This is a genomic window from Synechococcus sp. WH 8016, assembly GCF_000230675.1.
In the GTDB taxonomy this organism is placed as follows: Bacteria; Cyanobacteriota; Cyanobacteriia; order PCC-6307; family Cyanobiaceae; genus Synechococcus_C.
The window spans coordinates 217,758-242,026 of sequence record NZ_AGIK01000002.1; the positions used below are offsets into that span (position 1 = coordinate 217,758).

The following is a 24,269-nucleotide window of genomic DNA, read 5'->3' on the forward strand; positions in this document are numbered from 1 at the left end:
GAACATGCCATCACCAACCACGAGCAGCTTGGCGGCCCTACGCACTCAACGTCACACCCAATGGCTGAGAGAGCTGCGGCTGTCGCTACAAGAACTGGTGGAGCCCAGTCTCGAACGACCAGACCAGATCTATCTGTTCGGCTCCCGTGCTCGGGGCGATTGGGACGGTCTATCAGACACCGATCTACTCGTGGTGGCTGCCAACAAGCATCTGGCCGACACATGGGTCGATCAACTGCTCGATTCGGGCCTCGCTGAGGATGTGATCGGACTCGACCGTGTGGCCTGGGATCAGTTGCCAAAAAGCGCATCAGTGGTTTGGCGCAACGCTGCCAAAGTCGCTATTCCGTTACTGGCAGAGAAGCCATGAATGCCCGGCCAGATGCATGGATACGCCAAGCCCAAAACGACCTTGAGCTCGCTCAACTGGCACGTGACAACGGCTACTTGGCGCAAGCCTGTTTTTACGCATCACAAGCAGCCGAAAAAGGCTTAAAAAGCGCACTTCTGGAATTGGGACTGGAGCCTCCGCACACGCATGTGCTCAACGATTTGACGAGGCGGCTTAAGGAGACAGGCTTAGAGACCAAGGATTTAGAGGCACTACCTCTACGAAGCCTCAGCCGGATGGCGATCCAATCCCGCTACCCCGTGGATGCAACACCGCCTTCCGAGCTGTTCGATCCAGATGAAACAGACCAAGCCCTAACAACGGCCCGTGAAGTGCTGAGCATCCTCAAGGCTTTCGATCAACAGGGCTAAGGGCTGCCACTTCATGCAATCTGCTCTGGACACCACATCACAAGTCCGCAAAGGCAACTTCATCCTCATCACTGCCCCATTCCGTTAGCCCAGCCTGAACTCCCCGCAAATAGCCCAGGTCGATCGGAGACACCACCATGAGACGAACCGACTCGCCCTCAAGCTTCCTTACAGCCTTGGGGATCGTGACTTGCCCCTTTGCCGTCAACGTTGACAAGTCCATCGCTTACTTCTTTGCCTCCACAAGACTCTTAGCGCTTCCGGAACGCAGGATGACGACTGCCGCAAATCATTTGATGCGCATTAATATGCGCATCAAGGCTTCAAAGAGCAATGCGGACCACCCTTGAGTTACCCGACCCTCTCTTTGCGCGGCTCAAAGCCAGGGCCGCCAGAGAACAGATCTCACTCAAGCAGCTGTTGCAGAGCTATGTGGAACAAGGGCTCATGACGCCAACCCACTGCGCGATACCAACAACGCGCTCTGCCAGCCAACTCCCAAAGGTTGAGGGCCAACTTGCTTTTGATTCCAGCACCACCAGCAACGCAGATCTCTTTGACCTGCTCGAGCCATGAACAACAACGCAGATCTTCCGGATCTCAATGTGTGGTTAGCACTTGCAACCCCTGATCACTTCCATCATCAGCAAGCTCTGAACTACTGGGAGCAACAGGCTGCTGAGCAAGTGCACTTCTGCACCGTGACGGCCTTGGGCCTGGTGCGCCTGTTGAGCCAACCCAAGCTGATGGGCCCAGCCGTTAAAACCACGCATGAGGCTTCTGCCCTCCTTCAAACCTTGTGCCAACAACCAGGGGTAAGCCTCGCGTTCCCAGCCAGCGATGGCTGGGATGTGTTTCACCAACTGATGCGCGAGGGCGATCTCTCAGCCCGCCTTTGCACCGACGCCTACCTTGCAGCGCTGGCCATCAGCAACGGCTGGCGCCTGGTGAGCTTTGATCGCAACTTCGAACGTTTCGGTGATCTGCAACGGCTCTCACTCAGCTCAGGTGGGTAATCAGGCCAACCAATCCTGATCCAGCTCAGTGATGACCTCGAATTCCGGATCCTTATGCAGCAACGTTGCTCGGCCGAGAAGAGCCGCTGCGGCGATCCAAGCATCAGCAACGGAAAGCCGATGCAACGCCTTGATCCTGGAGGCCTCCAGCAGCAAGGCTTCTGTCTGGTCAACCCATTGGATTGGCAGGGATTGCAACTGTTCATAGGCAAGACGCCCACTCCTCTCTCCTTCGTCTTTCCAAACCCGGTAGAGCACCTCCATGCGCGTAATGAAACAGGCGAAACAGGGATCCGTCCCTTCCAACAACATGGCGACGCGCTCGGCACCCGGCTCGTCGTCTCGCAAGGTCAGGATTGCTGAGGTGTCGAGGCAAAAAGCGGGCATCACAGTTCAGCATTTCGATCGAGCTCCCGATCCGCCAAGAGCCTCGCTGTTGCTCCACCACGTCGGCCCTGCCCGCGAAAGGCCTGCACAGAAGACGCTGCCACAGGTATCACTCGAATCGAACCGTCATCTTCCACAAGCCACTCCAAGCGTTGAGACGGGCCTAAGCCAAAGCGCTCGCGAATTGCAGCCGGGATCACGGTCTGGCCACGCGAGGTAATCGTGCTTCTCAAAACCAAACCAGTGAATTACTAAAATAGCCTATACGTAATTCAACGACCAAGTCTGATGGCTGCAATCAACATGCCCAACCCCTGAAGCAAAAGAGCTACCAAGCCCGATAGATCAAGCGACCCAATAGCTCGCGCAAGGCACGGGAGCTGCCATCTAGAGCCGCCGCAGAGGGAAGCCACTCGGTTGGGTCACGCCACAGAGGACCAGCCCAAGCGCCGCGGGCCTGAAAATCCACGGGAAACGGTTTCACCACGAGACCCTGGCGCTCAAACAGACGCTGAGCCCTGCGCATATGAAAAGCACTGGTGACCAACAAGATCCGGGTGGGCGGCGCCGATGCAGTCTTTGGCACCTCCAGCAATCGGCGAATCGCAACCGCTTCCTCAGCCGTGTTCACCACAGGGGGCGTGCTGGCCATGACGCCAGAAGGGATTCCAAGCTGTTGCGCTTCCCTTAGGTAGCGCTGCCCCTCTGGGGGTTGGCCGGGTAGGAACGGACTCACTCCACCGGTAAACAGCAAACGCGGCGCCTTGCCGGCGCGATACAGATCAAGCCCCGCCAAGAAGCGGTCTGGGTCGTGCCACTCGCTCACCTGCGCAGCACCCGGAGCAGGTTGACGGCCGCCGCTGAGCACCACGATCGCTTCAGCAGAAGGAGCTTCAGCAGCAGTGGTGCGTTGCCAGGGTGCCTCCAGCCAGCGCCACAGGGTTTGGCTCACCAGCCCCAGAGAACAAACCCAAAGCAGCACAACTGCTGTAATCACAGGCCAACGCCAACGACCGATCAGTCCAACCAGCAACAGGATCAGAGACAAGCCAAGGGGCAGCAGGGCTAGGGGGAGAAGCTTGCTGAGTAGATAAATCATCGAAACGTCGTCAGCACAGCCCCTTTAAAGCGTTAGGCATGGGATATCGCAGAATGAGTACGCTTGGCACGCTCAACACCACCATGGTCGAAACGTCCTCAGCGCGCATCACGGCTAAGCCCAGAGCAATGAATTGACTGAGTAAAGAATTCTATCTAAGGACCGAAAAGCTTTTCTCTTGTTCCGATTGGCAACATCAGCAGGTCGACTTCCTGCTTTGAGTCAGCATTGATTACACACCTGGAGCTTTCTTTAAAAGGCCTACACCCTCTCCGTTGGGTTCAGCTTCTCACAATAGGCCGGTCAATACTCCCATTTCTCCAAAATATCAACCCCAAAAGTACTGCCATAACAGCAAATACGCTATTACAAAAGCAATTAAGGGATGAATACATTTATAATATACTAGTTTCATTAACAATGCGCAATGAATGCTCGCTTAAATATTTTATTTCTCAACTCTGATCAATTTATCACTTAATTCGTACCATCATTGACTAGGCGCAGCAATGTCCAGATCGTAACGAGACCACTTAAGGGTTGACTCACAGCCCCAATCGCATCACTGGCTTTTGCCAATCCACTGCGATTCACTTTCACGGTGTCGCCATCGCGTAAAGGTGGATTCTTCTCATTGGAAGCACCTTGACTCAGATCAATTTTAAAACGTTCGAGTGTTGCAGAGCCATTGCGATTAATACGTACCAACTCCACATTGCCCCTGTTGGCACGCCAGTTTTTCGCGCCACCAGCCGCCAACACTGCCTGCACCAAAGGCGTGTTCGCTTGCAACTGCAACCTTCCCGGTGTCACCACTTCACCAATCACATTCACCCCAATCACCTGAGGCGAAAGATTCATTGAAGCCAGTTCAATGGCCTCTTCTGGCGTTTCATCCGCTTTACCAAGCCGAACCGTATCTCCATCAAAAAGATAAGGATTTTGACTCTGATTGCCTTCCAGAATCAGATCGAGCAGGTTCAAACGTGCCTGCTTGAACTGAGGCGTTTCCCCTGGAAGACGCCTCTGCAATTGCACATCACGCAAGTTCGCTTTTTGGGTGATGCCACCCGCTTTCTGAATCGCATCCACAACGGTTGGCAAACCACTCACCGATGTAGACGGCCCCCCCTCCGTTGAAACTGTTTCACTTACTGAGAGCGAATAAATACCCGGGCGTTCCACTTGGCCCACCAAGGCCACCCGAATCGGACGAGGTTTCACAACCCGCAGCTGCAAGTCGGGTCGCAGCAATTCTTGGCCCATCAACGTTTTCACCCAAACCGTTGCCTGCTGAAGGGTGAGACCGGTGAGCCGCACACTTCCGATCAGTGGAAGTGGAACAGATCCATCGTTCAACACTTCGAGCTGTCCAGACAACTCTGGAGAATCAAACAGACGCAGTTCGAGTACATCACCTGGCCCGATGATGTAAGCGTCTTCCTCCAAAAAAGTGCGATTGGCCTGCAATGCATTGCTCCCTGCAGCCATCGCATTGATCGGCTCTGCTTCAAGGGCCACAGCGGGGAGTGCCACCAACGACTGGGCAGCCATCAGAACGGAAAGTGCCAATGGTCTGAGCGTCGTCATGGCAGAAGGAAGAGAGGAGATCACAGATGCGGCGCTAAGTGTCCCATAGGGACGCGCCATTTAAACCATTTTTAGGTTGAATGGATGGCTGAGTGAAGTGGTTATGAGCAACCTGTCTGCACAACCCAATCCACAAGCGGTTGACGGCTTGCTTCAGGTTGATGGAAGTGATGAGATCGATTTGCGTGATTTGTGGCGTGCCCTGAAGCGCCGCAAGAAGTTAGTTGGCGTCACTGCCGCTGGGGTGATCTCGCTCACCTGCGTGTCCACGGCATATCAAAGGATCTTTCGGCCTGTCTACCAAGGCTCGTTTGCGCTCCTGATTACAGATCCGATCAGTAATGATTCAGGCAACAACTCAGCTTCAGCAGGTGGGCTCAACGGCTCGATGTTTGAGGAGCTAGCACGCAACACCACCAGCAATGACCTGCCCACCCTGATCGAACTACTGCAGAGCCCCCTACTGCTGAGTCCGATCGCCGAGCGCTTCGATCTCAGCGAAAACGGACTGGCTTCCCGCATCACGATCACCACAGGTGGTGAAAAACGGACAGAAGCAGAAGGCATTCTTAGAGTGAGCTTGGTGGGCCGAGACAAAGACGAAGACCAGCAATTGTTGACCGCGCTGAGTGACACCTATTTGAAAGTAGCCCTGCAGGAACGCCAACAGCGTCTTGCTGACGGTTTGAATTTTCTGAATAAACAGGCTCCTGCCCTTGAAGCAAAGACCGAACAAATTCAATCCGAGGTTGCTGCCTTCCGCATCAAGCATTCCTTGCTCGAACCTACTGCTGAGGGTGGCGCACTAAGGCAGCAAGAAGCTGGATTGTCGAGCCAAGTGCTCGCGCTGCAAGCCGGTCGCAATCGGCTCTCCAAAGTGCGCGAAGAAATTGCCAACGGAACGCTCACAGCACGGGGATTTCAGGAAGCAATTGGTGGCATGGGCAACGGCCTGACTGCAGGCGGAGGCGTACAAGGCCTCACCATTAGCGATGTGGACCAAAGTCTGCTGCAACAGCTTCTCAAAGTTGAGACAGAGCTAGCAGAAGCTCGCTCCACCTATAAGCCCAACTCGTCAATGGTTACGGGATTGGAAGAGCGCATCAATCAACTCAAACCATTGTTATTACGCAACCAGCTCGAGGCGGTTGATGCAGCCCTCAATCTCAACAACGGCCGCCTGCAAACGGCTCAACAACAAGTAGCTCAACTCAATGCCCAATTTCTCAAACAACCGGCCTTGATCAAGCAATACGAAGCCCTGCAAACCCGCTTAACCATCGCCAATCAAAATCTGGCCGGTCTTGTGAGTGCTCGAGAAAACTTTCAATTGGAAATTGCCCAGCGCAGCGTTCCTTGGCGCGTGATCGATCCTCCTGAAATCAATCCAAATCCCATCAAGCCATCCATTCCCAGAAATCTGGCCCTAGGCACATTGCTTGGCTTGGTGGCTGGAGCGGGGGCAGGTCTGTTGCGCGATCGCAAAGATCATGTCTTCCACAGTCCAGGTGAGGTGAAAGCAGAGATAGGAGATCTCCCCTTGCTGGGCCATATCCCCTACGTGGACTTTTTTAAAGGCGTTCGAGAAGACAAGCGTTTTCCCCTGAAAGAACTCGACAGTGAAACCCAAGCCGATGTTGGTGAGACCGAGAGAAAAGCAGCTCGCTACCAACGCTTTTTTTATCAGGAAGCGTTCCGCAACCTCTTCACATCCCTCCGTTTCCTGAACAGCGACAGGCCCCTGCGCTCGATCGCACTGACCAGCTCCTTACCAGCAGAGGGCAAATCCCTAGTGAACACTCTGCTTGCCAAAACCTTGGCAGAAATGGGGCAACGGGTCCTACTGATCGACGCTGACTTACGCAAACCCCAACTGCATACCCGTCTGGGTCTTAACAATCTTCGTGGCTTATCCAATGTCTTAACGGACGATTCGAGCCATTGGCGCCAAGCCCTTCAGCCCATTAATGGCTACGAAGGCTGGTCAGTCATGACCGCCGGTCGCCGGCCACCAGATCCAACCCGGCTTTTGAGCTCGAAACGGATGCATCAATTGGTAGAGGACTTAGGCAAAAGTGAGGAATTTGATCTGATTTTGTTTGACACCCCACCGGTGCTTGGCCTAGCCGATGCCGCTTTGGTTGCCGAGCACTGTGATGGTTTGATGTTGCTCGTGAGCCTCGATCGAGTGGATCGAAGCCTTCCCAAGGAAGCTATCAATCGCATCCGCTCGAGCGGTGCCCCCTTGCTTGGAATTGTCACCAACGCGATTAAACAAGAGCAGCAAGGCTCCTCTGCCTATGGCTATGGGCAATATGGCTACGGCAAATATGGATATGGATATGGATATGGATATGGATATGGAGGCTACGGTTACGCCGCTTACGACACCACATCGGCCTATGCCCACTACGCCGATGTGGACGATGCTGAGGACAGCACTGATTCAGCTGGGCCGCAATCGTCTCAGCGTGATCAAGACAAGAAAAATAAATCCCTCACGTTGAGTGAACGGTTGAAGGCTCGCAGGGCCCAATTCATGCGCTGGGTGGATAATTAATGGCTGTTGAGCCCAGCACAACACAATCCATTCAACGCTTCCGCATCAACTGGGTCCTAATCAACGATCTAGCCATTGGTCCAGCACCAAGGGCAGAACGGCACATACAGCGTTTAAAAGCAGCCGGAATTCATGGAGTACTGAGCTTGTGTTCTCTTGAAGAAGCAAAACCCCCTCAAGGATTCACAGATCAATTCCAATGCCAACGCATATTGCTGCCGGACCATCGCAGCCCCGAGGTTCTCACACTGCATCAACTCAAGAGCTCTCTAATCGCTCTATCTGAACTGCGCCAGCAAGGCCCAGTCTTTGTGCACTGCGTAGCAGCTGTTGAACGCTCGCCCTTGATTTGTATGGCTTGGTTGGTACAACAACAACAGCTCAATCCTTCTGAAGCGCTCGACTATCTGATGCAAGTTCACCCCGGCAGCAACCCATTGCCGAGGCAACTTGCTCTGCTGAAGCAGCTTAATGAGACGCAAAATCAATAGCAAATGAGAAAATTATTTCAATTCTTACCAACCCCCCTACTATTTTTCGGAACTTTCTCGGCCTCAGCACAGCCAATCCGATGGGAACCCATCCCCCCATTACCTCCTATTGAAACAATCAATCAAGTCAGAACCAAAGATTCCCTTGTCTGGGAACCACTCAACCAAACATCTTCTGCAAAATCCCAACAAGACCCTGAATGGCAAATATTGCCTGGTGACTCCGAATCAACATCTTCATCTCACAAACTCGTCTGGATCCAAATAGACGATCCATTCCTACATGAGAATATCGCACTTGAACAACCAAAAGCTTCACCCACAACGAAGTTTTTGACGCCGCCACCTTCACTTCAAGCACTCGATCGATCCATCGCCTTTGGCAACGATTTAGTTGGCCCAGACATCAGCTGGAATGTGCCCAATGGCCTGCGCTGGTCGGAGCGTTGGTTTGGTAGCGCTTCGCTTTTAGGTCAAAGCCGCCGTCAGAACAACGGCCCCTTCTACAAGTGGAATGGTGGTGATGCCGTAGCGATCGTGCACGCCAACATCCTCCAAGCGGGAAGCTGGAGCGTTGGCCTCAACACGTCCTTCCGCAGTGTGTACCAAGGAGATCAATCTGCAGGTGGCAGCACTCAGGTGGGAGAAGGCATCTCCAGCGGGTTCAGAATCGCCACCGCGATTGGCGACACCGGTGGCATCGCCTTTGGCGGAGAACAGGTTCTCCAATGGGACGACAGAACAGACACCGGGCGAAATCTGTATTTGATGGCAACCAAGGGCTGGTGGCTGGGCAACCAAGGCACCGATTACCCGCTGCTGGTTGCCAACGGAGGCTTTGGAACTGGGCGCTTCGCTAACCAAGACATCCTCAGTTGGAAAAACCCGCTGCGTTTCGCCTGCGTTGATGGCTTCGAGGACCGCCAAGGCACGTTTTCAGTCGACAATGACCTCTGCTGGAGCCCGATTGGCACCGTGAGCCTGGTGCTCAACGATTACATCGGCACCTTTGTGGAATATCGCAGCGGCACTGCCCAAGCAGCCGCCTCCGTTTCATTGTCCGATGGCATCCCCTTGCGGTTCACCTGGGGCGTTAATTTCGCCGGCAAAAATGAAGTGTTAAAGACCAATCAATGGACTTGGGTGTTCAGGGCCAGCCTTGGGTTCTGAGCTCTGCTAGTTAAGCGATCAGCTCTGCAACGTTGGCAAACAGTTGGCCAAATCAATCAAAGAAACGGCTGGATACGAGGGGATGCTGTCTTTCATTTCTTGGAGCTTTTCCCGGTACTCGCAAAACAGTTCCCAAGCCCGAATTTCGTCGTCTTCACTGATCACCCGCCGCAACAGAACCTCTTCTAGCGCAAGATCAAAACTTGGAGCCTCCTCAAACCCCATAGGCAAGTACCCCAGCTGCAGATCGAGATAAGCCAAGAGCCGCAAACGCACCGGCAATTCTCCTCGGCGCATCAGCTCAAGAGCCTGGCCCTGATCAGCACTTTTCGCATCGACAAAACGGTTATGAAACACCTTGAGCAGGCCATCACGAAAACTGCGCCCCCAGAGATGCACCAACACCACACCAAACGCCCCGATCGGCACAGATCCAGAGCTCTCATCAGGGCCAAGATCAAACAGATGATCATGAGCTACACCATGCATCGAGGCTGAACGAACCACGGGCTTGCCCACATGGCCCCAAAAGCCACCCTGCTGCCAATCATGAGCGCCCAGCAAAGGCCGCATCACCCAAGGAAGATGCCACTGCTGAGCATGGGGATAACGCTCCAATAAATCGCACAACGGGCCATCGGCTCGCTGAAAACTGAAGTATTCATCGCAGTCCAACAACAACGTGTAGGGAGCAAGATCCTTCAAAGGAGCAAGGTTCAAGGAACGGAGCGCCGCATCAGGAGTGAGCGAGCCGTCCAGGCGATGCACCTCGAACTCAGTCCAGCCATGCTCTGCCGCATCAGCAAGTAACCAATCGCGATCGACGTCGGTTTGCACGCAAACATGAATCCCGCTCACGTTCATGCGGCGGTAATGCTCCACAAAGGCATGCCAATAGGGCTGCTCCGAGGCGCAAAATCGCGTAAGCAGTTGAACCCCTTCCAGGGCTCCCTTCGCCTCACTCTTTTGAATCGTCTCCAGGGTGCGATTAAAGGGAAAGGAGCCGAATCCATCCAGGCCTGCATCGGCTGACTCCCGCCGCCAAAGCAAGAAAGGATCAACCTCTTCTGGCGCTTTCGAGAAAAACTGCTTAGCGCGGCGCCATCGCGAAGCCATCAGGCATCAACCTAATTGCTTCCAAAAAATAGCCTGCTCCTGGCTTCCACAAAATCCAGCAACGATCTTTTTCATCCCCCCTTGAACCAGGCTCCTGAACTGAGCGAAACTAACTCGCATTAATGCCTGCGCCCTGGTGACCACCCCGCTGATCCCTGTCATTCTCTGCGGCGGCACGGGAACACGCCTTTGGCCACTTTCGAGGGCTAGTTATCCCAAGCAATATTGGCCGCTCGGCGGCGACGGCGACGACACCCTGCTGCAGCAAACCCAGAAGCGCTTGGCGGGAATCGAAGCGCTAGGTGCCCCGCTGCTGATCTGCAATGAGGACCACCGCTTCATCGTGGCCGAGCAGATGCGCCAAATCGAGGTAGAGCCTGGAGCGATTTTGCTCGAGCCGATGGGGCGAAACACCGCTCCTGCGGTGGCCGTGGCGGCTCTTCAAGCCACAGCCAAAGGCGACGATCCCCTCCTGCTCGTGCTTGCCGCAGACCATGTGATTCGCGATGGGGCGCACTTTCAAGCCACCATCGCCGCCGGCCGCAAGGAAGCCGAGGCAGGCCGCTTGGTGACCTTTGGGATAGTGCCAACCGCACCGGAAACAGGCTACGGCTACATCGAAGCCTCTGAACCGCTCGTGCCTGGAGCGTTAACGCCCGTTCCGATTGCGCGCTTCGTGGAGAAGCCCGATCAAGCCACCGCCGAACAATTTCTCGCTAGTGGGCGCTTCACCTGGAACAGCGGCATGTTTCTTTTTAAGGCCAGCGCCATGCTCGCCGAACTAGAGCGTCTCGCCCCTGAAGTGGTGAGCAGCTGCCGCGCCGCTCTAGAGCAAGACATGGCCGATCTCGATTTTCTGCGCCTCGATCGAGACGCCTTTGCCAAATGCCCCAACGTGGCCATTGATGTGGCCGTGATGGAGCAAACCGAACTCGGCACCGTGCTTCCACTCGCTGCAGGCTGGAGTGATGTGGGCAGCTGGAGTGCCCTCTGGGACACGGCAGATCGCGATGAAAACGGCAATGTGTTGCGCGGAAGAGTGATTAGCGAGGGCAGCAAAAACTGTTACTTACGCAGTGAACACAGGCTAGTGGTGGGCCTCGGCGTGGAAAATCTGGTGGTCGTCGAAACCGATGACGCCGTGCTGATCGCTGACCGGAGCCAAGCGCAAAACGTCAAAACGGTGGTGAAACAACTGGAAGCTGAGGGCAGCCCTGAGGGCAAAGCCCATCGCAAGATCTATCGCCCTTGGGGGGCCTACACCGGAGTGGTGGAAGGCACCCGCTGGCAAGTCAAACGCATCTCCGTCAAACCGGGGGCCAGCTTGTCGCTGCAGATGCATCACCATCGCGCCGAGCATTGGGTGGTGGTACGCGGCACCGCCGTTGTGGAACGCGACGGCAAAGAGCAGCTGATCGGCGAAAACCAAAGCACCTACATCCCGTTGGGCTGCAAGCACCGGCTCACCAACCCCGGCCGCATCCCGGTGGAAATGATCGAGGTTCAAAGCGGCGAATACCTCGGAGAAGACGACATCGTGCGCTTTGAAGACCGCTACGGGAGAAGCGATCCATAGGGCAGAGCGTTCCGATCACGTCCTTGTCCAAACAGATCGATAAGCTCTCACCCACCGGCATTAGTAGATTTTCTGATAAAGGCAATTCATTCCAGTGAGTGGCTTGAACATGCCCAAACACGTTCAGCCCCATCTCATCTTTCATCGAATCCTTACGACCTGAATGCCAGCAGCTCTCACCCGCAATCTGATCACAGGTGGTGCTGGTTTTCTGGGGTCCCATCTCTGTGACCGCCTGATGGAAGCCGGAGAAGAGGTGATCTGTCTGGACAATTACTTCACAGGCCGAAAGCAGAATATTGCGCATTGGATTGGGAACCCCCGCTTTGAGCAGATCCGTCATGACGTCACCGAGCCAATCAAGCTCGAAGTGGACCGGATCTGGCATCTGGCTTGTCCGGCCTCCCCAGTGCACTACCAGTTCAACCCGGTGAAAACGGCGAAAACTAGCTTTCTGGGCACTTACAACATGCTCGGCCTAGCTCGCCGCGTCGGGGCAAGGCTGCTGTTAGCCAGCACCAGTGAGGTCTATGGCGATCCTGAGGTCCATCCCCAACCCGAGAGTTATCGCGGTTACGTGAATCCAATTGGTATCCGAAGCTGCTACGACGAAGGCAAGCGCATCGCCGAAACGCTTTGCTTCGATTATCAGCGCATGCACGGCTTGGAGATCCGGGTGATGCGGATTTTCAACACCTATGGCCCGCGCATGCTTCCTGATGACGGCCGAGTGGTGAGCAATTTCATCGTTCAGGCTCTGAAAGGAGAACCGCTTACTCTTTATGGCAATGGAAGTCAGACCCGCAGCTTCTGTTTTGTGGATGATCTCATCGAGGGAATGATTCGCTTGATGAATGGAACCCACACCGGACCGATCAACATCGGCAACCCAACGGAATTCACAATCCGGCAGCTGGCAGAGCTGGTGCGAAAGAAGATCAATCCAGAGTTGGAGTTGATCTGCAAGCCGTTGCCCCAAGATGATCCGCTGCAACGGCAGCCCGCCATTGATCTTGCACAGAAGGAGTTGGGCTGGACACCTGCGGTGGCGCTAGAGAAAGGTCTTGAGCCAACGATTGCGTCCTTCAAGGAGTTGCTGCTTTAGGCACGACCATTCCAATCGCTTTCATCTCAAATCTCATCGCGTCTGTCCCTGGTGGAAACGAAGAAATTTGCTGCAATCACTCCACCGTGACGCTCTTGGCCAAATTGCGTGGTTGATCCACATCCAAGCCTCGATAGGCAGCGATGTGATAGCTGAGCAATTGCATCGGCACCACGGTTAGCAGGGGGCTCACCCACTCGCTCACTTCAGGCACGGGCAAGAGCGCATCAAACAACTCCGTATCCGGGCCTTCCGGTGCCACCCCGATCATTTGCGCATCGCGGGCTTTGGCCTCCTGGGCGTTGCTCAGGACCTTCTCAAACACTGGGCCAGGCATCGCAATCGACACCACCGGCACGTGTGAATCGAGCAGGGCGATCGGCCCATGCTTCATCTCCCCAGCTGGATAGCCTTCGGCGTGGATGTAGCTAATTTCCTTGAGCTTGAGGGCACCCTCGAGGGCAATCGGGTAGTTAATTCCGCGCCCCAAGAAGATCACGTCCTGGGTTTCAGCAAAGCGGTGAGCCAGCGCTTCTGAGCCCTTGTCGTGATGCTCCACCAAGCTCTCCAGTTGCTCAGGTAAGGCCCGCAGTTCCTCCAGCAATCCGCTGATTTCAGCCTCGGTGCGATGCCCACGCCTGGCAGCAAAAGCAACCGCCAGGCCATAGAAAGCCAACAACTGACCCAGAAAGGTTTTGGTGGCCGCCACCCCCACCTCGATCCCGGCGCCGATATCAAGGATGTAGGGCACCTGCCGGGCCAAGGAGCTCTCGGAGCGATTGGTCACGCCAAGCTGCTTTGGTGCATAACCAGGCCGGCCATGCGCCTGCCGGCGCTTGGCATCCATGCTGAGCGCCGCCAGCGTGTCGGCCGTTTCACCAGATTGCGTCACCCCAATTGTGAGAGTGTTGGGCGCCAGCGGTGGTGGGGCATAACGAAACTCACTGGCGTAAAACACCGAGGTGGAAAGTCCAGCGAATTGCTCCAGCAAATAGGCCCCCACCAGAGCGGCATGGCGACTGGTGCCGCACGCCAGGATTTGAATCCGATCCACGTCTTCGTAGAACGACTCTTCAAACGGAAGTGCCACCGGATTGCTTACCGGCAGCCCCACCGGCAGATGCCGTTCCACCCAGAGCCTCGCCGTTTCCGGCTGCTCATGGATTTCCTTCAACATGAAGTGGCGGAAATGGCGCTTGTCGGCAATGTGATCCGAACCACTGAGCGTGGTGGGGGTGCGCTGTTGCCGGGCTCCTTCCGCGTCGTAGAGCTCGATTCCAAGCGGACTGAGCAGCGCCACTTCGCCGTCTTGCATGGGAAGAATCGTGCGCGTGAAACCCGCCAATGCAGGCGTGTCACTGGCGCAAAGAAACTCACCTTCCCCAAGGCCAATCAACAGCGGTGCCGCTTTGCGTGCCACCACCAGAGCGCCGGGGGCATCCGCCCACAACACCGCCAAGGCGTAAGCACCTCTAAGCCGGGGCAAAACAGCCTGCACAGCTTTTAAAAGAATCTCACCGTTTCCAGCTCCCTCTCCTGCCCCCATCAACTGCAACTGCGCTGCAATCAGATGGGGAATCACTTCGGTGTCGGTTTCCGACAGAAAGCTCACACCAGCGGCCGTGAGCTCCTCGCGCAGGGCCCGGTGGTTTTCGATGATCCCGTTCTGAACAACCGCAACCCTGCCACTGCCATCACGGTGGGGGTGGGCGTTGTGCTCCTCCGGCTTGCCATGGGTCGCCCAGCGGGTATGGCCGATCCCGCAAAGCCCTGGCGCCCCCTCACTGCCCACACGCACGCTGAGGTTGTTCAGCTTTCCTTTGGCGCGAAGGCAATGCAAATCCTTGCCCTGCAACGTGGCAATGCCCGCGGAGTCGTAACCGCGGTATTCCAACTGCCGAAGTCCTTCCAACAGGAGCGGGGCCGCATCTCGCGAACCGATCACCGCAACGATTCCGCACATACAAAAAAACCCGGCGGTGCCGGGCTGATCTTATGGGTATAAAAGCTGGATTTAGTAGGACAAGCCCATGCTTCGACTGGTCTCATCCCCGAGATAGACCCGAATACTGAGGAAATCGGTAGGGCAGGCGGTCTCACAGCGCTTGCAGCCCACACAATCTTCTGTGCGAGGAGACGAGGCAATTTGGCCGGCCTTGCAGCCGTCCCAAGGCACCATTTCGAGAACGTCCAGGGGACAAGCACGCACACATTGTGTGCAACCGATGCAGGTGTCGTAGATCTTGACGGCGTGGGACATGTGCCCGTTCCGGTGCGGATGACTTGAAATCAAGGTACCCGTCGCGGGTGCCACTGAGCCATTAACGCAGGCACGCCGTCACCGTTGTTAACGCCACGAGGTGACGCATGGGGCAAGCCCGTAAGATGCGGCGTCACGTCTGCACGGCCATGTCCCAGGAATCGATCCTCGAAAAAGTCCGTTCGATCGTTACGGAGCAGCTCAGCGTCGACGCCGGCGAAGTCAAACCTGAGTCCAACTTCCAGAACGATCTGGGAGCTGACTCCCTCGACACCGTCGAGTTGGTGATGGCTCTTGAGGAAGCCTTCGACATCGAAATTCCCGATGAAGCAGCCGAAGGAATTGCCACGGTCGGCGATGCCGTCAAATACATCGAAGACAAGCAAGCCTGAGGATCTGCATGGTGGAGGGTCTCCAGCGCGTCGTGGTCACAGGCCTCGGTGCCGTTACACCGATCGGCAATACCGTCGCTGATTATTGGGAGGGCTTGACCTCCGCAAAGAACGGCGTCGATGCGATCACCTTGTTTGATGCAGCGCAGCACGCCTGTCGCTTCGCTGCTGAAGTCAAGAATTTCGATCCCAGCGGCTTCATTGAGCCCAAAGACGCCAAACGCTGGGATCGTTTCTGCAAGTTCGGCGTGGTGGCGGCTAAGCAGGCCCTCGCCGACTCCGGCCTCACGATCACTCCGGACAATGCCCATCGCATTGGCGTCAGCATCGGCTCAGGGGTGGGCGGGCTGCTCACCATGGAAACCCAAGCTCATGTCTTGAAAGACAAAGCTCCGGGTCGCGTCAGCCCCTTCACGGTGCCGATGATGATCCCGAACATGGCCACAGGTCTGGCTGCGATCGCTCTGGGTGCCAAAGGTCCCAGCTCCGCTGTTGCTACCGCCTGTGCCGCAGGCTCCAATGCCATCGGTGATGCCTTCCAGCTCCTGCAGTTGGGAAAAGCCGACGCCATGATCTGCGGCGGTGCCGAATCAGCGATCACGCCCCTGGGCGTTGCAGGCTTCGCCAGTGCCAAAGCGCTCTCGTTCCGGAACGACGATCCCTCCAGTGCCAGTCGGCCGTTCGACAAAACGAGGGATGGATTCGTAATCGGGGAAGGCTCAGGGATTTTGGTCCTGGAAACCCTTGCCCATGCTGAGGCGCGAGGTGCCACGATTTTGGCCGAAATCGTGGGCTACGGCACCACCTGCGATGCTCACCACATCACCTCGCCCACACCAGGCGGGGTCGGTGGCGCCGCTGCCATACGCCTCGCTCTTGAAGATGGCGGAATCTCAGCTGACAGCGTCGACTACGTCAACGCCCACGGCACGAGCACACCTGCCAACGACAGCAACGAAACCGCAGCAATTAAGAATGCGCTAGGCAGTCATGCCAACGACATTCCGGTGAGTTCCACCAAATCGATGACGGGCCACCTGCTCGGAGGCTCGGGCGGTATCGAAGCTGTGGCCTGTGTGCTAGCCCTGCGCAACGGTGTGGTTCCACCCACCATCAACTACAACAATCCGGACCCCGAATGTGATCTGGATGTTGTGCCGAACACGGCTCGTGAACTAACACTGGGAACAGTGCTGTCCAATTCCTTCGGCTTCGGTGGTCACAACGTCTGCCTCGCCTTCCGACGCATGAGCTAACACCAAGCTCAGCCCAATCCCCCCTCGTCCCCCTTCTCTTCACTCCATGGCCGCCGCAACCGCCTCTCTCGACACGCTCTGCGTCAACAGCATCCGCATGCTGGCCGTTGATGCCGTCAACAAATCCAATAGCGGTCACCCCGGTTTGCCCATGGGCTGCGCACCGATGGGGTACGCCTTATGGGACAAATTCCTCAAGCACAACCCCAAAAACCCCAAGTGGTTTAACCGCGATCGGTTTGTGCTCTCAGCAGGCCATGGCTGCATGCTGCAATACGCCCTCCTGCACCTCACCGGCTACGACTCGGTCACCATCGAGGACATCAAGCAATTCCGTCAGTGGGGCTCGAAAACACCAGGTCACCCGGAAACATTTGAGACCCCTGGTATTGAAGTCACCACCGGCCCCCTTGGAGCAGGGATCTCGAATGCCGTGGGACTGGCCATTGCCGAATCACACCTAGGCGCCAAATTCAACAAGGCTGACGCCAAAGTTGTGGACCACTTCACCTACGTGATCATGGGTGATGGCTGCAATCAGGAAGGCGTGGCTTCAGAAGCAGCCTCCCTGGCCGGTCACCTCAAGTTGGGCAAATTGATTGCCCTCTACGACGACAATCACATCACCATCGACGGACGCACCGATGTGTCGTTCACCGAGGACGTTCTCAAGCGTTACGAGGCCTACGGCTGGCACGTACAACACGTAGCCGACGGCGACACCGACGTGAATGCCATTGCCAACGCGATTGAGGCCGCGAAAGCCGTCACCAACAAGCCCTCAATCATCAAGGTGACCACCACCATCGGCTACGGCTCACCCAACAAGAGTGATACAGCCGGTGTCCATGGCGCCCCTCTTGGAGAAGAGGAAGCCGAGCTCACACGCAAACAGCTGGGCTGGACCCATGGGCCCTTCGAAATTCCTCAAGAGGCCTACGACCAGTACCGCCAAGCGGTCGAGCGTGGCGCGTCACAGGAAGCCGAGTGGAATCAAGCCTTGGCGAACTACCGCAGCAAGTACCCCACAGAAGCCGCAGAATTTGAGCGCATGCTGCGCGGTGAGCTCCCCCAGGGTTGGGACAAGAACCTTCCCACTTACACCGCAGACGACAAAGGTCTGGCCACCCGCAAACATTCCCAGATTTGCCTTGGAGCACTGGGAGCCACAATCCCCGAACTTATTGGTGGATCAGCTGACCTCACCCACTCCAACTACACCGACATCGCCGGGGAAACAGGTTCTTATCAGCCCGAAAGCCCTGAAAAGCGCTACCTCCACTTCGGTGTGCGCGAGCATGCCATGGCGGCTGTCCTCAATGGAATCGCCTATCACAACAGTGGCTTGATCCCCTACGGCGGCACCTTCCTGGTGTTTGCCGATTACATGCGTGGCTCCATGCGCTTGTCAGCACTGAGCATGCTGGGTGTGATTTACGTGCTCACCCACGATTCCATCGGCGTGGGCGAAGACGGCCCCACCCACCAGCCGATTGAAACCATCCCATCACTGCGTGCCATGCCAGGAATGCTGGTGTTCCGCCCTGGCGACGGCAATGAAACCAGTGGCGCCTACAAAGTTGCGATCGAGAACCGCAACCGCCCCAGCGCCATGTGCTTAAGCCGCCAAGGAATGGCCAACCAGGCCAACTCGTCGATCGACAAGGTGGCTTTAGGTGGCTACGTCCTTGAAGACTGTGCAGGCACACCCGATCTGATCCTGATCGGAACGGGTACCGAGCTCGATCTCTGCGTCCAAGCCGCCAAACAGCTGACCGCTGATGGCAAAAAAGTGCGCGTGGTCTCGATGCCCTGCGTAGAGCTCTTCGATGAGCAAAGCGATTCCTACAAAGAACAAGTTCTTCCCAACGCCGTTCGCAAGCGGATCGTGGTGGAAGCCGCTGAAACATTCGGCTGGCACCGATTCATTGGTCTCGATGGAGACAGCATCACGATGAATCGTTTCGGCGCCTCCGCTCCAGGCGGCACTTGCATGGAGAAGTTCGGATTCACCGTAGAGAATGTTGTTACGAAGTCAAAGGCTTTATTAGGCTAATACAAAAGAGTTAAATTCAAAAACTAAACTGTGCTTGCTGTCTTCTATTAAGACAGCAAGCACAGTCAAAAAGGCAGCCTTCAGATTTGTACGCAAATGAATAAACTAATTTCCATTGTACTTCCCACGTTCAACGAAAAAGAGAACATTCAACCGATCGTCGCTGAACTCCTCGAGCTCAATAGTGAATATGATTTAGAAATTCTTGTAGTTGACGACGACTCTCCCGATGGAACCGCGGAAGCAGTCAGAAAACTAGCAAGAAAACATAAAAACATACGATTGATTAGAAGAGTAGGGAGAAACGGTTTAGCAAGTGCCATTAAGGAGGGTATTCTGGATGCAACAGGGGACATTGTTATCTCTATGGACTGTGATGGTCAACATGAACCTCAAACAGCTGCAGAAGCTATAAAACATTTAATCCAAGAAAATCTAGAACTTGTGATAGGAAGTCGATTTCATAAAGATGCTATTATCAATGGTCTCACAAGCAACAGAGAGAAAGGGTCTACATATGCAAACAATCTTGCTAGAAGGAGCCTTTCACCTAGATACGCAAATTTAAGCGATTTCATGACCGGTTTTTTTGCATTACGCATAAATGAAAAGACACTAAGAAACGTTCGAGCAGTGGAAGTACATGGATTCAAATTCATATACGAACTTCTTTCAGTAAGTAAAGGCAGCCTTAAAGTAAGTGAAGTACCACTTCATTTTCAGGCCAGAGTAAGTGGTGATTCAAAACTGGATGTCGCAATCTTATGGGACTTCCTAGTCTCTGTAATACACACATTTTGCGCCAGAATAATCCCAAGAAGAGCTATCAGCTTCGGAATAGTTGGAATCAGTGGAGTATTTGTCCAACTTTTTACTTCACAGATATTAACAATCTCAGACAATATTAGCTTTGAAAGCGCCCTACCGATAGCAGTCATTACTGCCGCTTGCTCAAATTACCTGATCAATAATTTCCTGACGTTCAGATCCAATCGATTAAAAGAATGGGAATTAGCCAAAGGGTTACTAAAGTTTTTAATTGTTTCTTCATTGCCTATTGTGGCCAATGTAGGTTTAGCGACAGCCTTTTATTCAGTAGTTGCCAGCAACACAGTACTAGCTCAACTAGTTGGAATCATTGTAGGATTTACGTGGAATTATGTAGCAAGTAGCAAATTCGTATGGAATACGCCTTAAAGACTACCACCACAACCCTAACCCTTTCGAGCACAACCAAAAATTCACAAAATGACCAATTCTAATGATAGGCAAATCCTAAGAATATCGATCACTTCTAGAATCATCGTTGTTCTAATTATTCTTCTTGTACAAGCAACATCAAACATCTCTAAAGGACAGCCTGGAACATACATATTTCTTGAAGGAGATACAAGCACATCTGACATAATATACTCATCCAAGTCTATAGCGAAAGCAGATGCTGGATGGTATAGGGGTATAGCCAAACGTGGCTATACCAAAGAGAAATTTTCCACGACCGACAGCCATACCTCACAAAAAAACTGGGCATTCTTTCCTGGCTGGCCAATCTTCTGGTCAGTGTTCTCGTTGGGAACAGTCAACAATTTGGCGGGAATAGTGTTAGCAAATTTCTTGTTCGTGATCGGAGTAATTGCGACAAGCTCGTTTCTTAAAGAGAAAGAACTAGCAACTCACAATCAAATATTATCTTTTGCCCTAATTTCAAGCTATTATCCATTCAGCTACTTTTTTTCCTTACCCTTACCCGAATCTCTATTTTTTGCTAGTACAGGTCTATTCTTAGCCACCGCATTTCGCCAAGAACAAAATCGACACTTCACAATTGTCGCATTTGCCAGTGGGTACATATCAGGCCTGACAAGGCCAACGGGGATTTTCAATTCAGTTTTTACAATATCAGAAGCAATACGTGAATTACAACACAAGAAAAATCAAAATCCTAAAAGAATAAAGCAATTACTTTTGTACGCAATTTCGCCATTACTTGGTTTAGGCACATTCATGGTTTATTTGTACACCATAACCGGGAACCCATTGGCATTCAAAGATATCCAAAGTGCATGGGGAAGATCTGGAGGCTACCCGATGAAGGGACTATTATCATATTTTGAATCCTTCAAAAGCCTTACTACTGTCACATCATATTCAAATTTTAAGGCGGCTAACTTTATAGTTTGCATAATATCCATATACTGCATAGTGCAGATTGTAATATACGCTGCAAAAAAGCTTAGATCCCCCGATCACAATGTGTTCTTAGACTTAATACCAATCCCTATTTACTTGACAGCACTGCTCATCGTTAGCACGTCTGATAATCAGAACCTACTTTCCTATGCACGCATAGCTGGAACGAACCCCATATTTTATATTGGTGCTGCAATTACGTTTAAGCCCAAATTAATAAGACAATTGCTACCACTTATGGCATTGATCCTAGGGGCGTTCACGTCTTTGGCAGTGGTTGGATTTAATGCATTTGCAGCATAAACAATCAGCACATCTACGGAAAACTCTTAATCCTAAACGCATCATAAATTTCCACATTCAAAATCAATAAACACCTGAAATAAATACTAATCTCAATAGATGCATTTAAATTCATGAATGAGGCCAGTAGAAGAATTTCTTTCTCTTGCCCCCTAACACACATGCAACAAGCTTTTGTCAGGCGATAGAAACTGAAAAAATTACATTTCACCACCATGATCCTTTAAAACATTGATTGAAATTATCCAATTAAATGTCAACAAAGTCTCAGGTGAAGCCTTTCGACAAAATAATAAATAGAGGCTATATTGCATAAATTGAGCAATTAATCTCAAAAATAAAAAATGGCAACTCATGCCAAAACAATTATTATGCCAAATATTCTTGAATACTTGTTTTTAATTAAGCAGAGACAGGAGCCAGTTGATTCCGTTTAGCCGCTTCTTATGTAATGACCAAGGGCTCAATCAATGGCACTTTAATGCTTTCAAGAAGTCTCCCCAAAAGCAACAATTCAAATCTCAATACGAAAATGTTGCAGTAAGCTATTAAAAATAAAAATAGAAAAACGAAGAAAGACAGGACTTTTACTGCTTAATTCATGCCAAAACTAAAATCTATTACTCTTTTGTCAATGCTAAGCGCTGAGCAAAGAGTGGCACTCGCAAATAAATGGAGGGTGAAGAGAATCACACACTTCACTCTTCTCTAAGCGATTAAGACAACTTATCAAGTTTCACACCTGCCAACTCACCAGCCCCACCTTTGGCTTTTAAAACATCTTCCAAACCAGCCAGATCTTCATCCGTGATCTTGGTTTGCATCGGGCAATGCTTGGGACCACACATCGAACAGAACTCCGCTTGCTTGTAGATATCTGCTGGCAGGGTTTCGTCGTGATATTCCTTCGCCCGCTCGGGGTCTAAGGACAATTCAAACTGCTTATTCCAGTCGAAGTTGTAACGGGCCCGGCTGAGTTCATCATCACGATCCCGAGCACCAGGGCGATGACGGGCAATGTCCGCTGCGTGGGCGGCAATCTTGTAGGCAATCAGCCCTTCGCGCACATCCTCTGCATTGGGAAGACCCAGGTGCTCTTTCGGCGTCACATAGCAAAGCATCGCTGTGCCATGCCAACCGGCCATTGCCGCACCAATCGCTGAGGTGATGTGGTCATAGCCAGGAGCGATATCTGTCACCAACGGGCCGAGCACATAGAAGGGCGCCTCATTGCACTCTTCCATCTGCTTTTTCACGTTGAACTCAATTTGATCGAGGGGCACATGACCTGGACCCTCCACCATCACCTGCACGTCATGCTTCCAAGCCCGACGGGTGAGCTCTCCCAGCGTCTTCAGTTCAGCCAGCTGGGCAGCATCGGAGGCATCATGCTGGCAACCAGGACGCAGTGAATCTCCTAGGGAGAAGGTGCAGTCGTAGCGCTTAAAAATCTCGCAAATATCGTCAAAGCGCGTGAACAAAGGGTTCTGGCGGTGGTGATACAACATCCACTGGGCCAAAATTCCGCCTCCTCGGCTCACAATTCCAGTGAGACGTCCCTTCACTTTGGGGAGATGCTCGATCAACAGGCCAGCATGAATCGTCTGGTAATCAACGCCCTGTTGGCAATGCTTTTCGATGATGTGCAAGAAGTCATCTTCATCGAGTTTCTCGATCGAGCCATGCACACTTTCCAAGGCCTGATACACAGGCACCGTGCCAATCGGAACGGGTGATGCGCCAATGATCGCCGTACGCACTTCATCCAGGTTCACGCCACCGGTGGACAGATCCATCACGGTGTCGGCGCCATATTTCACGGCCAACTTCAGCTTGTTCACCTCCTCCGCTGCATCCGAAGCATTCGGAGAGGCACCAATGTTGGCGTTCACCTTGCATTTGCTGGCAATACCGATCGCCATCGGCTCCAGATTGGTGTGATTGACATTGGCGGGAATGATCATCCGGCCCCGCGCCACCTCTTCCATCACGAGGGATTCCGGAAGATTCTCGATCGTGGCCACGTAGGCCATCTCTTCCGTCACCACACCCTTACGGGCGTAATGCATCTGAGAGACATTGGCCTGGCCCTTGCGAGCGGAAACCCATTCAGTACGCATGGTCTTGGCAGCAGCGGAATTGCCAGGAGCCGACTTAACAGCCGCAGATCACATCATTCACTTCCCTGCGCCGGCATGACCCGGATCAAGTTCAGAGGGTGTGATCTCAGCCCCAGCGATCAAAAAAAGCAGGGGCACCCCTAGTGGTCTTTGAAAGCTAGCAACGCATTTCAGGTCTGACCCACTTCTGGTTTCAGGGCTGCAAGCCATTCAGGGCAGCAGCTACCACACGGTGATCATCGTCCTGCTGCAAAGGCTGAAGCAGCGCTCTCGCTTCGGAACCGTTGGCATCTCCGGCCTGCTCACGCACCACCCGGGCCAAAATTTCCGCCCCGCTCACCCGCACGGTTCCGTCGGCATCTGCGATCGCTTGCCTGCCGAGATCCAGCAGCCAAGAGGGGTTGATTCCAGGTTGCTCAGCAAGAGCGGAGAGAATGCTGCAACGCACCAGCCAAGCGCCATCCTTCGCGAAGCTGTCGCGCAACAGGGGCCAGGCCCGCTCCACCCCATAGCTCGCCAAGGCATTCGCCGCTTCAGCCCGCACATTGGGATCGTCATCGGCCAGCAGCAAGCGGCTCAGCACCTGCCAGCCCTGTTCATTGCGCCGATAGCCCAGGCCACTGCAGCTCAAAGAGCGCACCAAAAACGCCTGTTGCTCACTGCCCAGGATCAACAGGGGGATCACAACACTGTCGTTATCGGAATCGGGAAGCGCTCGCAGCTTGGCGAGGGCTGGCATCGCTTGCACTGGATCACCCGAGGCGATCGCTGCACGCAACTCCTCAGGGTTGGGTGCGGTCTGTTCAGGGGTGCTAGCCAT

Annotated in this window: 24 protein-coding genes and 1 riboswitch; of the genes, 14 read left to right on the forward strand and 10 right to left on the reverse strand. The window is 53.7% G+C overall.

The window, feature by feature from the left end; genetic code table 11:
* Nucleotides 1-4: 4 nt before the first annotated feature.
* Together SYN8016DRAFT_RS07975 and SYN8016DRAFT_RS07980 are read left to right on the forward strand one after the other, a co-directional pair.
* Complete coding sequence (locus SYN8016DRAFT_RS07975; RefSeq protein ID WP_006853843.1) at nt 5-370, forward strand: nucleotidyltransferase domain-containing protein; 366 nt, start codon at nt 5-7, stop codon at nt 368-370.
* The gene (locus SYN8016DRAFT_RS07980) at nt 367-762 is read left to right on the forward strand and encodes a HEPN domain-containing protein (RefSeq protein WP_006853844.1); all 396 of its coding nucleotides are present in this window, start codon (nt 367-369) and stop codon (nt 760-762) included. Before SYN8016DRAFT_RS07975 ends, SYN8016DRAFT_RS07980 begins: the two co-directional genes overlap by 4 nt.
* A 37-nt stretch (nt 763-799) precedes the next feature.
* Here the strand turns inward: SYN8016DRAFT_RS07980 and SYN8016DRAFT_RS15055 are convergent, their stop codons facing one another.
* Complete coding sequence (locus tag SYN8016DRAFT_RS15055) at nt 800-985, reverse strand: hypothetical protein (RefSeq protein WP_006853845.1); 186 nt, start codon at nt 983-985, stop codon at nt 800-802.
* Nucleotides 986-1,095: 110 nt separating this feature from the next.
* On the opposite strand from SYN8016DRAFT_RS15055, the gene SYN8016DRAFT_RS07985 reads away from it, so the two are divergent.
* On the forward strand, nt 1,096-1,338 hold the full coding sequence (locus tag SYN8016DRAFT_RS07985) for a hypothetical protein (protein ID WP_006853846.1): 243 nt from the start codon (nt 1,096-1,098) through the stop codon (nt 1,336-1,338).
* Nucleotides 1,335-1,778 (forward strand): TA system VapC family ribonuclease toxin, encoded by a 444-nt coding sequence (locus SYN8016DRAFT_RS07990; protein WP_006853847.1) that lies wholly within the window; start codon nt 1,335-1,337, stop codon nt 1,776-1,778. Before SYN8016DRAFT_RS07985 ends, SYN8016DRAFT_RS07990 begins: the two co-directional genes overlap by 4 nt.
* Here the strand turns inward: SYN8016DRAFT_RS07990 and SYN8016DRAFT_RS07995 are convergent, their stop codons facing one another.
* The 4 genes from SYN8016DRAFT_RS07995 to SYN8016DRAFT_RS08010 all read right to left on the reverse strand — a co-directional run bounded on the left by SYN8016DRAFT_RS07995 (nt 1,779) and on the right by SYN8016DRAFT_RS08010 (nt 4,854).
* A complete protein-coding gene (locus SYN8016DRAFT_RS07995; protein ID WP_006853848.1) occupies nt 1,779-2,165 on the reverse strand; it encodes a PIN domain-containing protein in 387 nt (128 codons plus the stop codon).
* Complete coding sequence (locus SYN8016DRAFT_RS08000) at nt 2,165-2,404, reverse strand: AbrB/MazE/SpoVT family DNA-binding domain-containing protein (RefSeq protein ID WP_371212443.1); 240 nt, start codon at nt 2,402-2,404, stop codon at nt 2,165-2,167. Before SYN8016DRAFT_RS08000 ends, SYN8016DRAFT_RS07995 begins: the two co-directional genes overlap by 1 nt.
* 89 nt (nt 2,405-2,493) lie before the next feature.
* Nucleotides 2,494-3,264: a YdcF family protein gene (locus SYN8016DRAFT_RS08005; protein ID WP_006853850.1), complete on the reverse strand. Its 771-nt coding sequence runs from the start codon at nt 3,262-3,264 to the stop codon at nt 2,494-2,496.
* Between the two features lie 477 nt (nt 3,265-3,741).
* Nucleotides 3,742-4,854, reverse strand: coding sequence for a polysaccharide biosynthesis/export family protein (locus SYN8016DRAFT_RS08010; RefSeq protein ID WP_253909831.1), 1,113 nt, complete (start codon nt 4,852-4,854; stop codon nt 3,742-3,744).
* Between the two features lie 103 nt (nt 4,855-4,957).
* Between SYN8016DRAFT_RS08010 and SYN8016DRAFT_RS08015 the strand changes: the two genes are divergently transcribed.
* The 3 genes from SYN8016DRAFT_RS08015 to SYN8016DRAFT_RS08025 all read left to right on the forward strand — a co-directional run bounded on the left by SYN8016DRAFT_RS08015 (nt 4,958) and on the right by SYN8016DRAFT_RS08025 (nt 9,075).
* The gene (locus tag SYN8016DRAFT_RS08015) at nt 4,958-7,414 is read left to right on the forward strand and encodes a polysaccharide biosynthesis tyrosine autokinase (RefSeq protein WP_006853852.1); all 2,457 of its coding nucleotides are present in this window, start codon (nt 4,958-4,960) and stop codon (nt 7,412-7,414) included.
* Nucleotides 7,414-7,905: a dual specificity protein phosphatase family protein gene (locus SYN8016DRAFT_RS08020; protein WP_006853853.1), complete on the forward strand. Its 492-nt coding sequence runs from the start codon at nt 7,414-7,416 to the stop codon at nt 7,903-7,905. Before SYN8016DRAFT_RS08015 ends, SYN8016DRAFT_RS08020 begins: the two co-directional genes overlap by 1 nt.
* A 333-nt stretch (nt 7,906-8,238) precedes the next feature.
* Nucleotides 8,239-9,075, forward strand: coding sequence for a hypothetical protein (locus SYN8016DRAFT_RS08025; RefSeq protein WP_216725584.1), 837 nt, complete (start codon nt 8,239-8,241; stop codon nt 9,073-9,075).
* A gap of 18 nt (nt 9,076-9,093) precedes the next feature.
* Here SYN8016DRAFT_RS08025 and SYN8016DRAFT_RS08030 read toward each other — a convergent pair whose 3' ends face one another.
* Entirely contained in the window at nt 9,094-10,191 is a 1,098-nt protein-coding gene (locus tag SYN8016DRAFT_RS08030) for a hypothetical protein (protein ID WP_006853855.1), read from the reverse strand.
* A gap of 136 nt (nt 10,192-10,327) precedes the next feature.
* On the opposite strand from SYN8016DRAFT_RS08030, the gene SYN8016DRAFT_RS08035 reads away from it, so the two are divergent.
* The gene (locus SYN8016DRAFT_RS08035; protein ID WP_006853856.1) at nt 10,328-11,767 is read left to right on the forward strand and encodes a mannose-1-phosphate guanylyltransferase/mannose-6-phosphate isomerase; all 1,440 of its coding nucleotides are present in this window, start codon (nt 10,328-10,330) and stop codon (nt 11,765-11,767) included.
* 163 nt (nt 11,768-11,930) lie between these two features.
* The gene (locus tag SYN8016DRAFT_RS08040) at nt 11,931-12,872 is read left to right on the forward strand and encodes a UDP-glucuronic acid decarboxylase family protein (protein ID WP_006853857.1); all 942 of its coding nucleotides are present in this window, start codon (nt 11,931-11,933) and stop codon (nt 12,870-12,872) included.
* 76 nt (nt 12,873-12,948) lie between these two features.
* On the opposite strand, the gene glmS is transcribed toward SYN8016DRAFT_RS08040, so the two are convergent.
* Together glmS and psaC are read right to left on the reverse strand one after the other, a co-directional pair.
* Nucleotides 12,949-14,835 carry a glutamine--fructose-6-phosphate transaminase (isomerizing) gene (gene glmS, locus SYN8016DRAFT_RS08045; RefSeq protein ID WP_006853858.1) on the reverse strand — a complete coding sequence of 629 codons (1,887 nt, stop codon included), beginning with the start codon at nt 14,833-14,835 and terminating at the stop codon, nt 12,949-12,951.
* 51 nt (nt 14,836-14,886) lie between these two features.
* Nucleotides 14,887-15,132, reverse strand: a complete 246-nt coding sequence (gene psaC / locus SYN8016DRAFT_RS08050) for a photosystem I iron-sulfur center protein PsaC (RefSeq protein ID WP_006042515.1) — start codon at nt 15,130-15,132, stop codon at nt 14,887-14,889.
* A gap of 149 nt (nt 15,133-15,281) precedes the next feature.
* Here psaC and acpP point away from each other — a divergent pair, with 149 nt between their 5' ends.
* The 5 genes from acpP to SYN8016DRAFT_RS08075 all read left to right on the forward strand — a co-directional run bounded on the left by acpP (nt 15,282) and on the right by SYN8016DRAFT_RS08075 (nt 21,329).
* Complete coding sequence (gene acpP / locus SYN8016DRAFT_RS08055; protein WP_038014040.1) at nt 15,282-15,524, forward strand: acyl carrier protein; 243 nt, start codon at nt 15,282-15,284, stop codon at nt 15,522-15,524.
* Between the two features lie 8 nt (nt 15,525-15,532).
* Nucleotides 15,533-16,780 (forward strand): beta-ketoacyl-ACP synthase II, encoded by a 1,248-nt coding sequence (gene fabF, locus SYN8016DRAFT_RS08060; RefSeq protein ID WP_006853860.1) that lies wholly within the window; start codon nt 15,533-15,535, stop codon nt 16,778-16,780.
* Nucleotides 16,781-16,826: 46 nt separating this feature from the next.
* Entirely contained in the window at nt 16,827-18,836 is a 2,010-nt protein-coding gene (gene tkt, locus SYN8016DRAFT_RS08065) for a transketolase (protein ID WP_006853861.1), read from the forward strand.
* Between the two features lie 96 nt (nt 18,837-18,932).
* Entirely contained in the window at nt 18,933-20,033 is a 1,101-nt protein-coding gene (locus SYN8016DRAFT_RS08070) for a glycosyltransferase family 2 protein (RefSeq protein WP_006853862.1), read from the forward strand.
* A gap of 51 nt (nt 20,034-20,084) precedes the next feature.
* Nucleotides 20,085-21,329 (forward strand): hypothetical protein, encoded by a 1,245-nt coding sequence (locus SYN8016DRAFT_RS08075; protein WP_006853863.1) that lies wholly within the window; start codon nt 20,085-20,087, stop codon nt 21,327-21,329.
* 716 nt (nt 21,330-22,045) lie between these two features.
* Here the strand turns inward: SYN8016DRAFT_RS08075 and thiC are convergent.
* Both thiC and SYN8016DRAFT_RS08085 read right to left on the reverse strand, forming a co-directional pair.
* Nucleotides 22,046-23,449: a phosphomethylpyrimidine synthase ThiC gene (gene thiC / locus SYN8016DRAFT_RS08080; protein ID WP_006853865.1), complete on the reverse strand. Its 1,404-nt coding sequence runs from the start codon at nt 23,447-23,449 to the stop codon at nt 22,046-22,048.
* A gap of 45 nt (nt 23,450-23,494) precedes the next feature.
* A riboswitch (TPP riboswitch) is annotated at nt 23,495-23,601 on the reverse strand.
* Between the two features lie 41 nt (nt 23,602-23,642).
* Nucleotides 23,643-24,269: a HEAT repeat domain-containing protein gene (locus tag SYN8016DRAFT_RS08085; RefSeq protein ID WP_006853866.1), complete on the reverse strand. Its 627-nt coding sequence runs from the start codon at nt 24,267-24,269 to the stop codon at nt 23,643-23,645.

Bases quoted from the DNA above. Each gene is read 5' to 3' on its own strand.
- SYN8016DRAFT_RS07975 (WP_006853843.1), top strand. From the start codon at position 5: ATGCCATCACCAACCACGAGCAGCTTGGCGGCCCTACGCACTCAACGT.
- SYN8016DRAFT_RS07980 (WP_006853844.1), top strand. From the start codon at position 367: ATGAATGCCCGGCCAGATGCATGGATACGCCAAGCCCAAAACGACCTT.
- SYN8016DRAFT_RS15055 (WP_006853845.1), bottom strand. From the start codon at position 985: ATGGACTTGTCAACGTTGACGGCAAAGGGGCAAGTCACGATCCCCAAG.
- SYN8016DRAFT_RS07985 (WP_006853846.1), top strand. From the start codon at position 1,096: ATGCGGACCACCCTTGAGTTACCCGACCCTCTCTTTGCGCGGCTCAAA.
- SYN8016DRAFT_RS07990 (WP_006853847.1), top strand. From the start codon at position 1,335: ATGAACAACAACGCAGATCTTCCGGATCTCAATGTGTGGTTAGCACTT.
- SYN8016DRAFT_RS07995 (WP_006853848.1), bottom strand. From the start codon at position 2,165: ATGCCCGCTTTTTGCCTCGACACCTCAGCAATCCTGACCTTGCGAGAC.
- SYN8016DRAFT_RS08005 (WP_006853850.1), bottom strand. From the start codon at position 3,264: ATGATTTATCTACTCAGCAAGCTTCTCCCCCTAGCCCTGCTGCCCCTT.
- SYN8016DRAFT_RS08010 (WP_253909831.1), bottom strand. From the start codon at position 4,854: ATGACGACGCTCAGACCATTGGCACTTTCCGTTCTGATGGCTGCCCAG.
- SYN8016DRAFT_RS08015 (WP_006853852.1), top strand. From the start codon at position 4,958: ATGAGCAACCTGTCTGCACAACCCAATCCACAAGCGGTTGACGGCTTG.
- SYN8016DRAFT_RS08020 (WP_006853853.1), top strand. From the start codon at position 7,414: ATGGCTGTTGAGCCCAGCACAACACAATCCATTCAACGCTTCCGCATC.
- SYN8016DRAFT_RS08030 (WP_006853855.1), bottom strand. From the start codon at position 10,191: ATGGCTTCGCGATGGCGCCGCGCTAAGCAGTTTTTCTCGAAAGCGCCA.
- SYN8016DRAFT_RS08040 (WP_006853857.1), top strand. From the start codon at position 11,931: ATGCCAGCAGCTCTCACCCGCAATCTGATCACAGGTGGTGCTGGTTTT.
- glmS (WP_006853858.1), bottom strand. From the start codon at position 14,835: ATGTGCGGAATCGTTGCGGTGATCGGTTCGCGAGATGCGGCCCCGCTC.
- psaC (WP_006042515.1), bottom strand. From the start codon at position 15,132: ATGTCCCACGCCGTCAAGATCTACGACACCTGCATCGGTTGCACACAA.
- acpP (WP_038014040.1), top strand. From the start codon at position 15,282: ATGTCCCAGGAATCGATCCTCGAAAAAGTCCGTTCGATCGTTACGGAG.
- fabF (WP_006853860.1), top strand. From the start codon at position 15,533: ATGGTGGAGGGTCTCCAGCGCGTCGTGGTCACAGGCCTCGGTGCCGTT.
- tkt (WP_006853861.1), top strand. From the start codon at position 16,827: ATGGCCGCCGCAACCGCCTCTCTCGACACGCTCTGCGTCAACAGCATC.
- SYN8016DRAFT_RS08070 (WP_006853862.1), top strand. From the start codon at position 18,933: ATGAATAAACTAATTTCCATTGTACTTCCCACGTTCAACGAAAAAGAG.
- SYN8016DRAFT_RS08075 (WP_006853863.1), top strand. From the start codon at position 20,085: ATGACCAATTCTAATGATAGGCAAATCCTAAGAATATCGATCACTTCT.
- thiC (WP_006853865.1), bottom strand. From the start codon at position 23,449: ATGCGTACTGAATGGGTTTCCGCTCGCAAGGGCCAGGCCAATGTCTCT.
- SYN8016DRAFT_RS08085 (WP_006853866.1), bottom strand. From the start codon at position 24,269: ATGGCTAGCACCCCTGAACAGACCGCACCCAACCCTGAGGAGTTGCGT.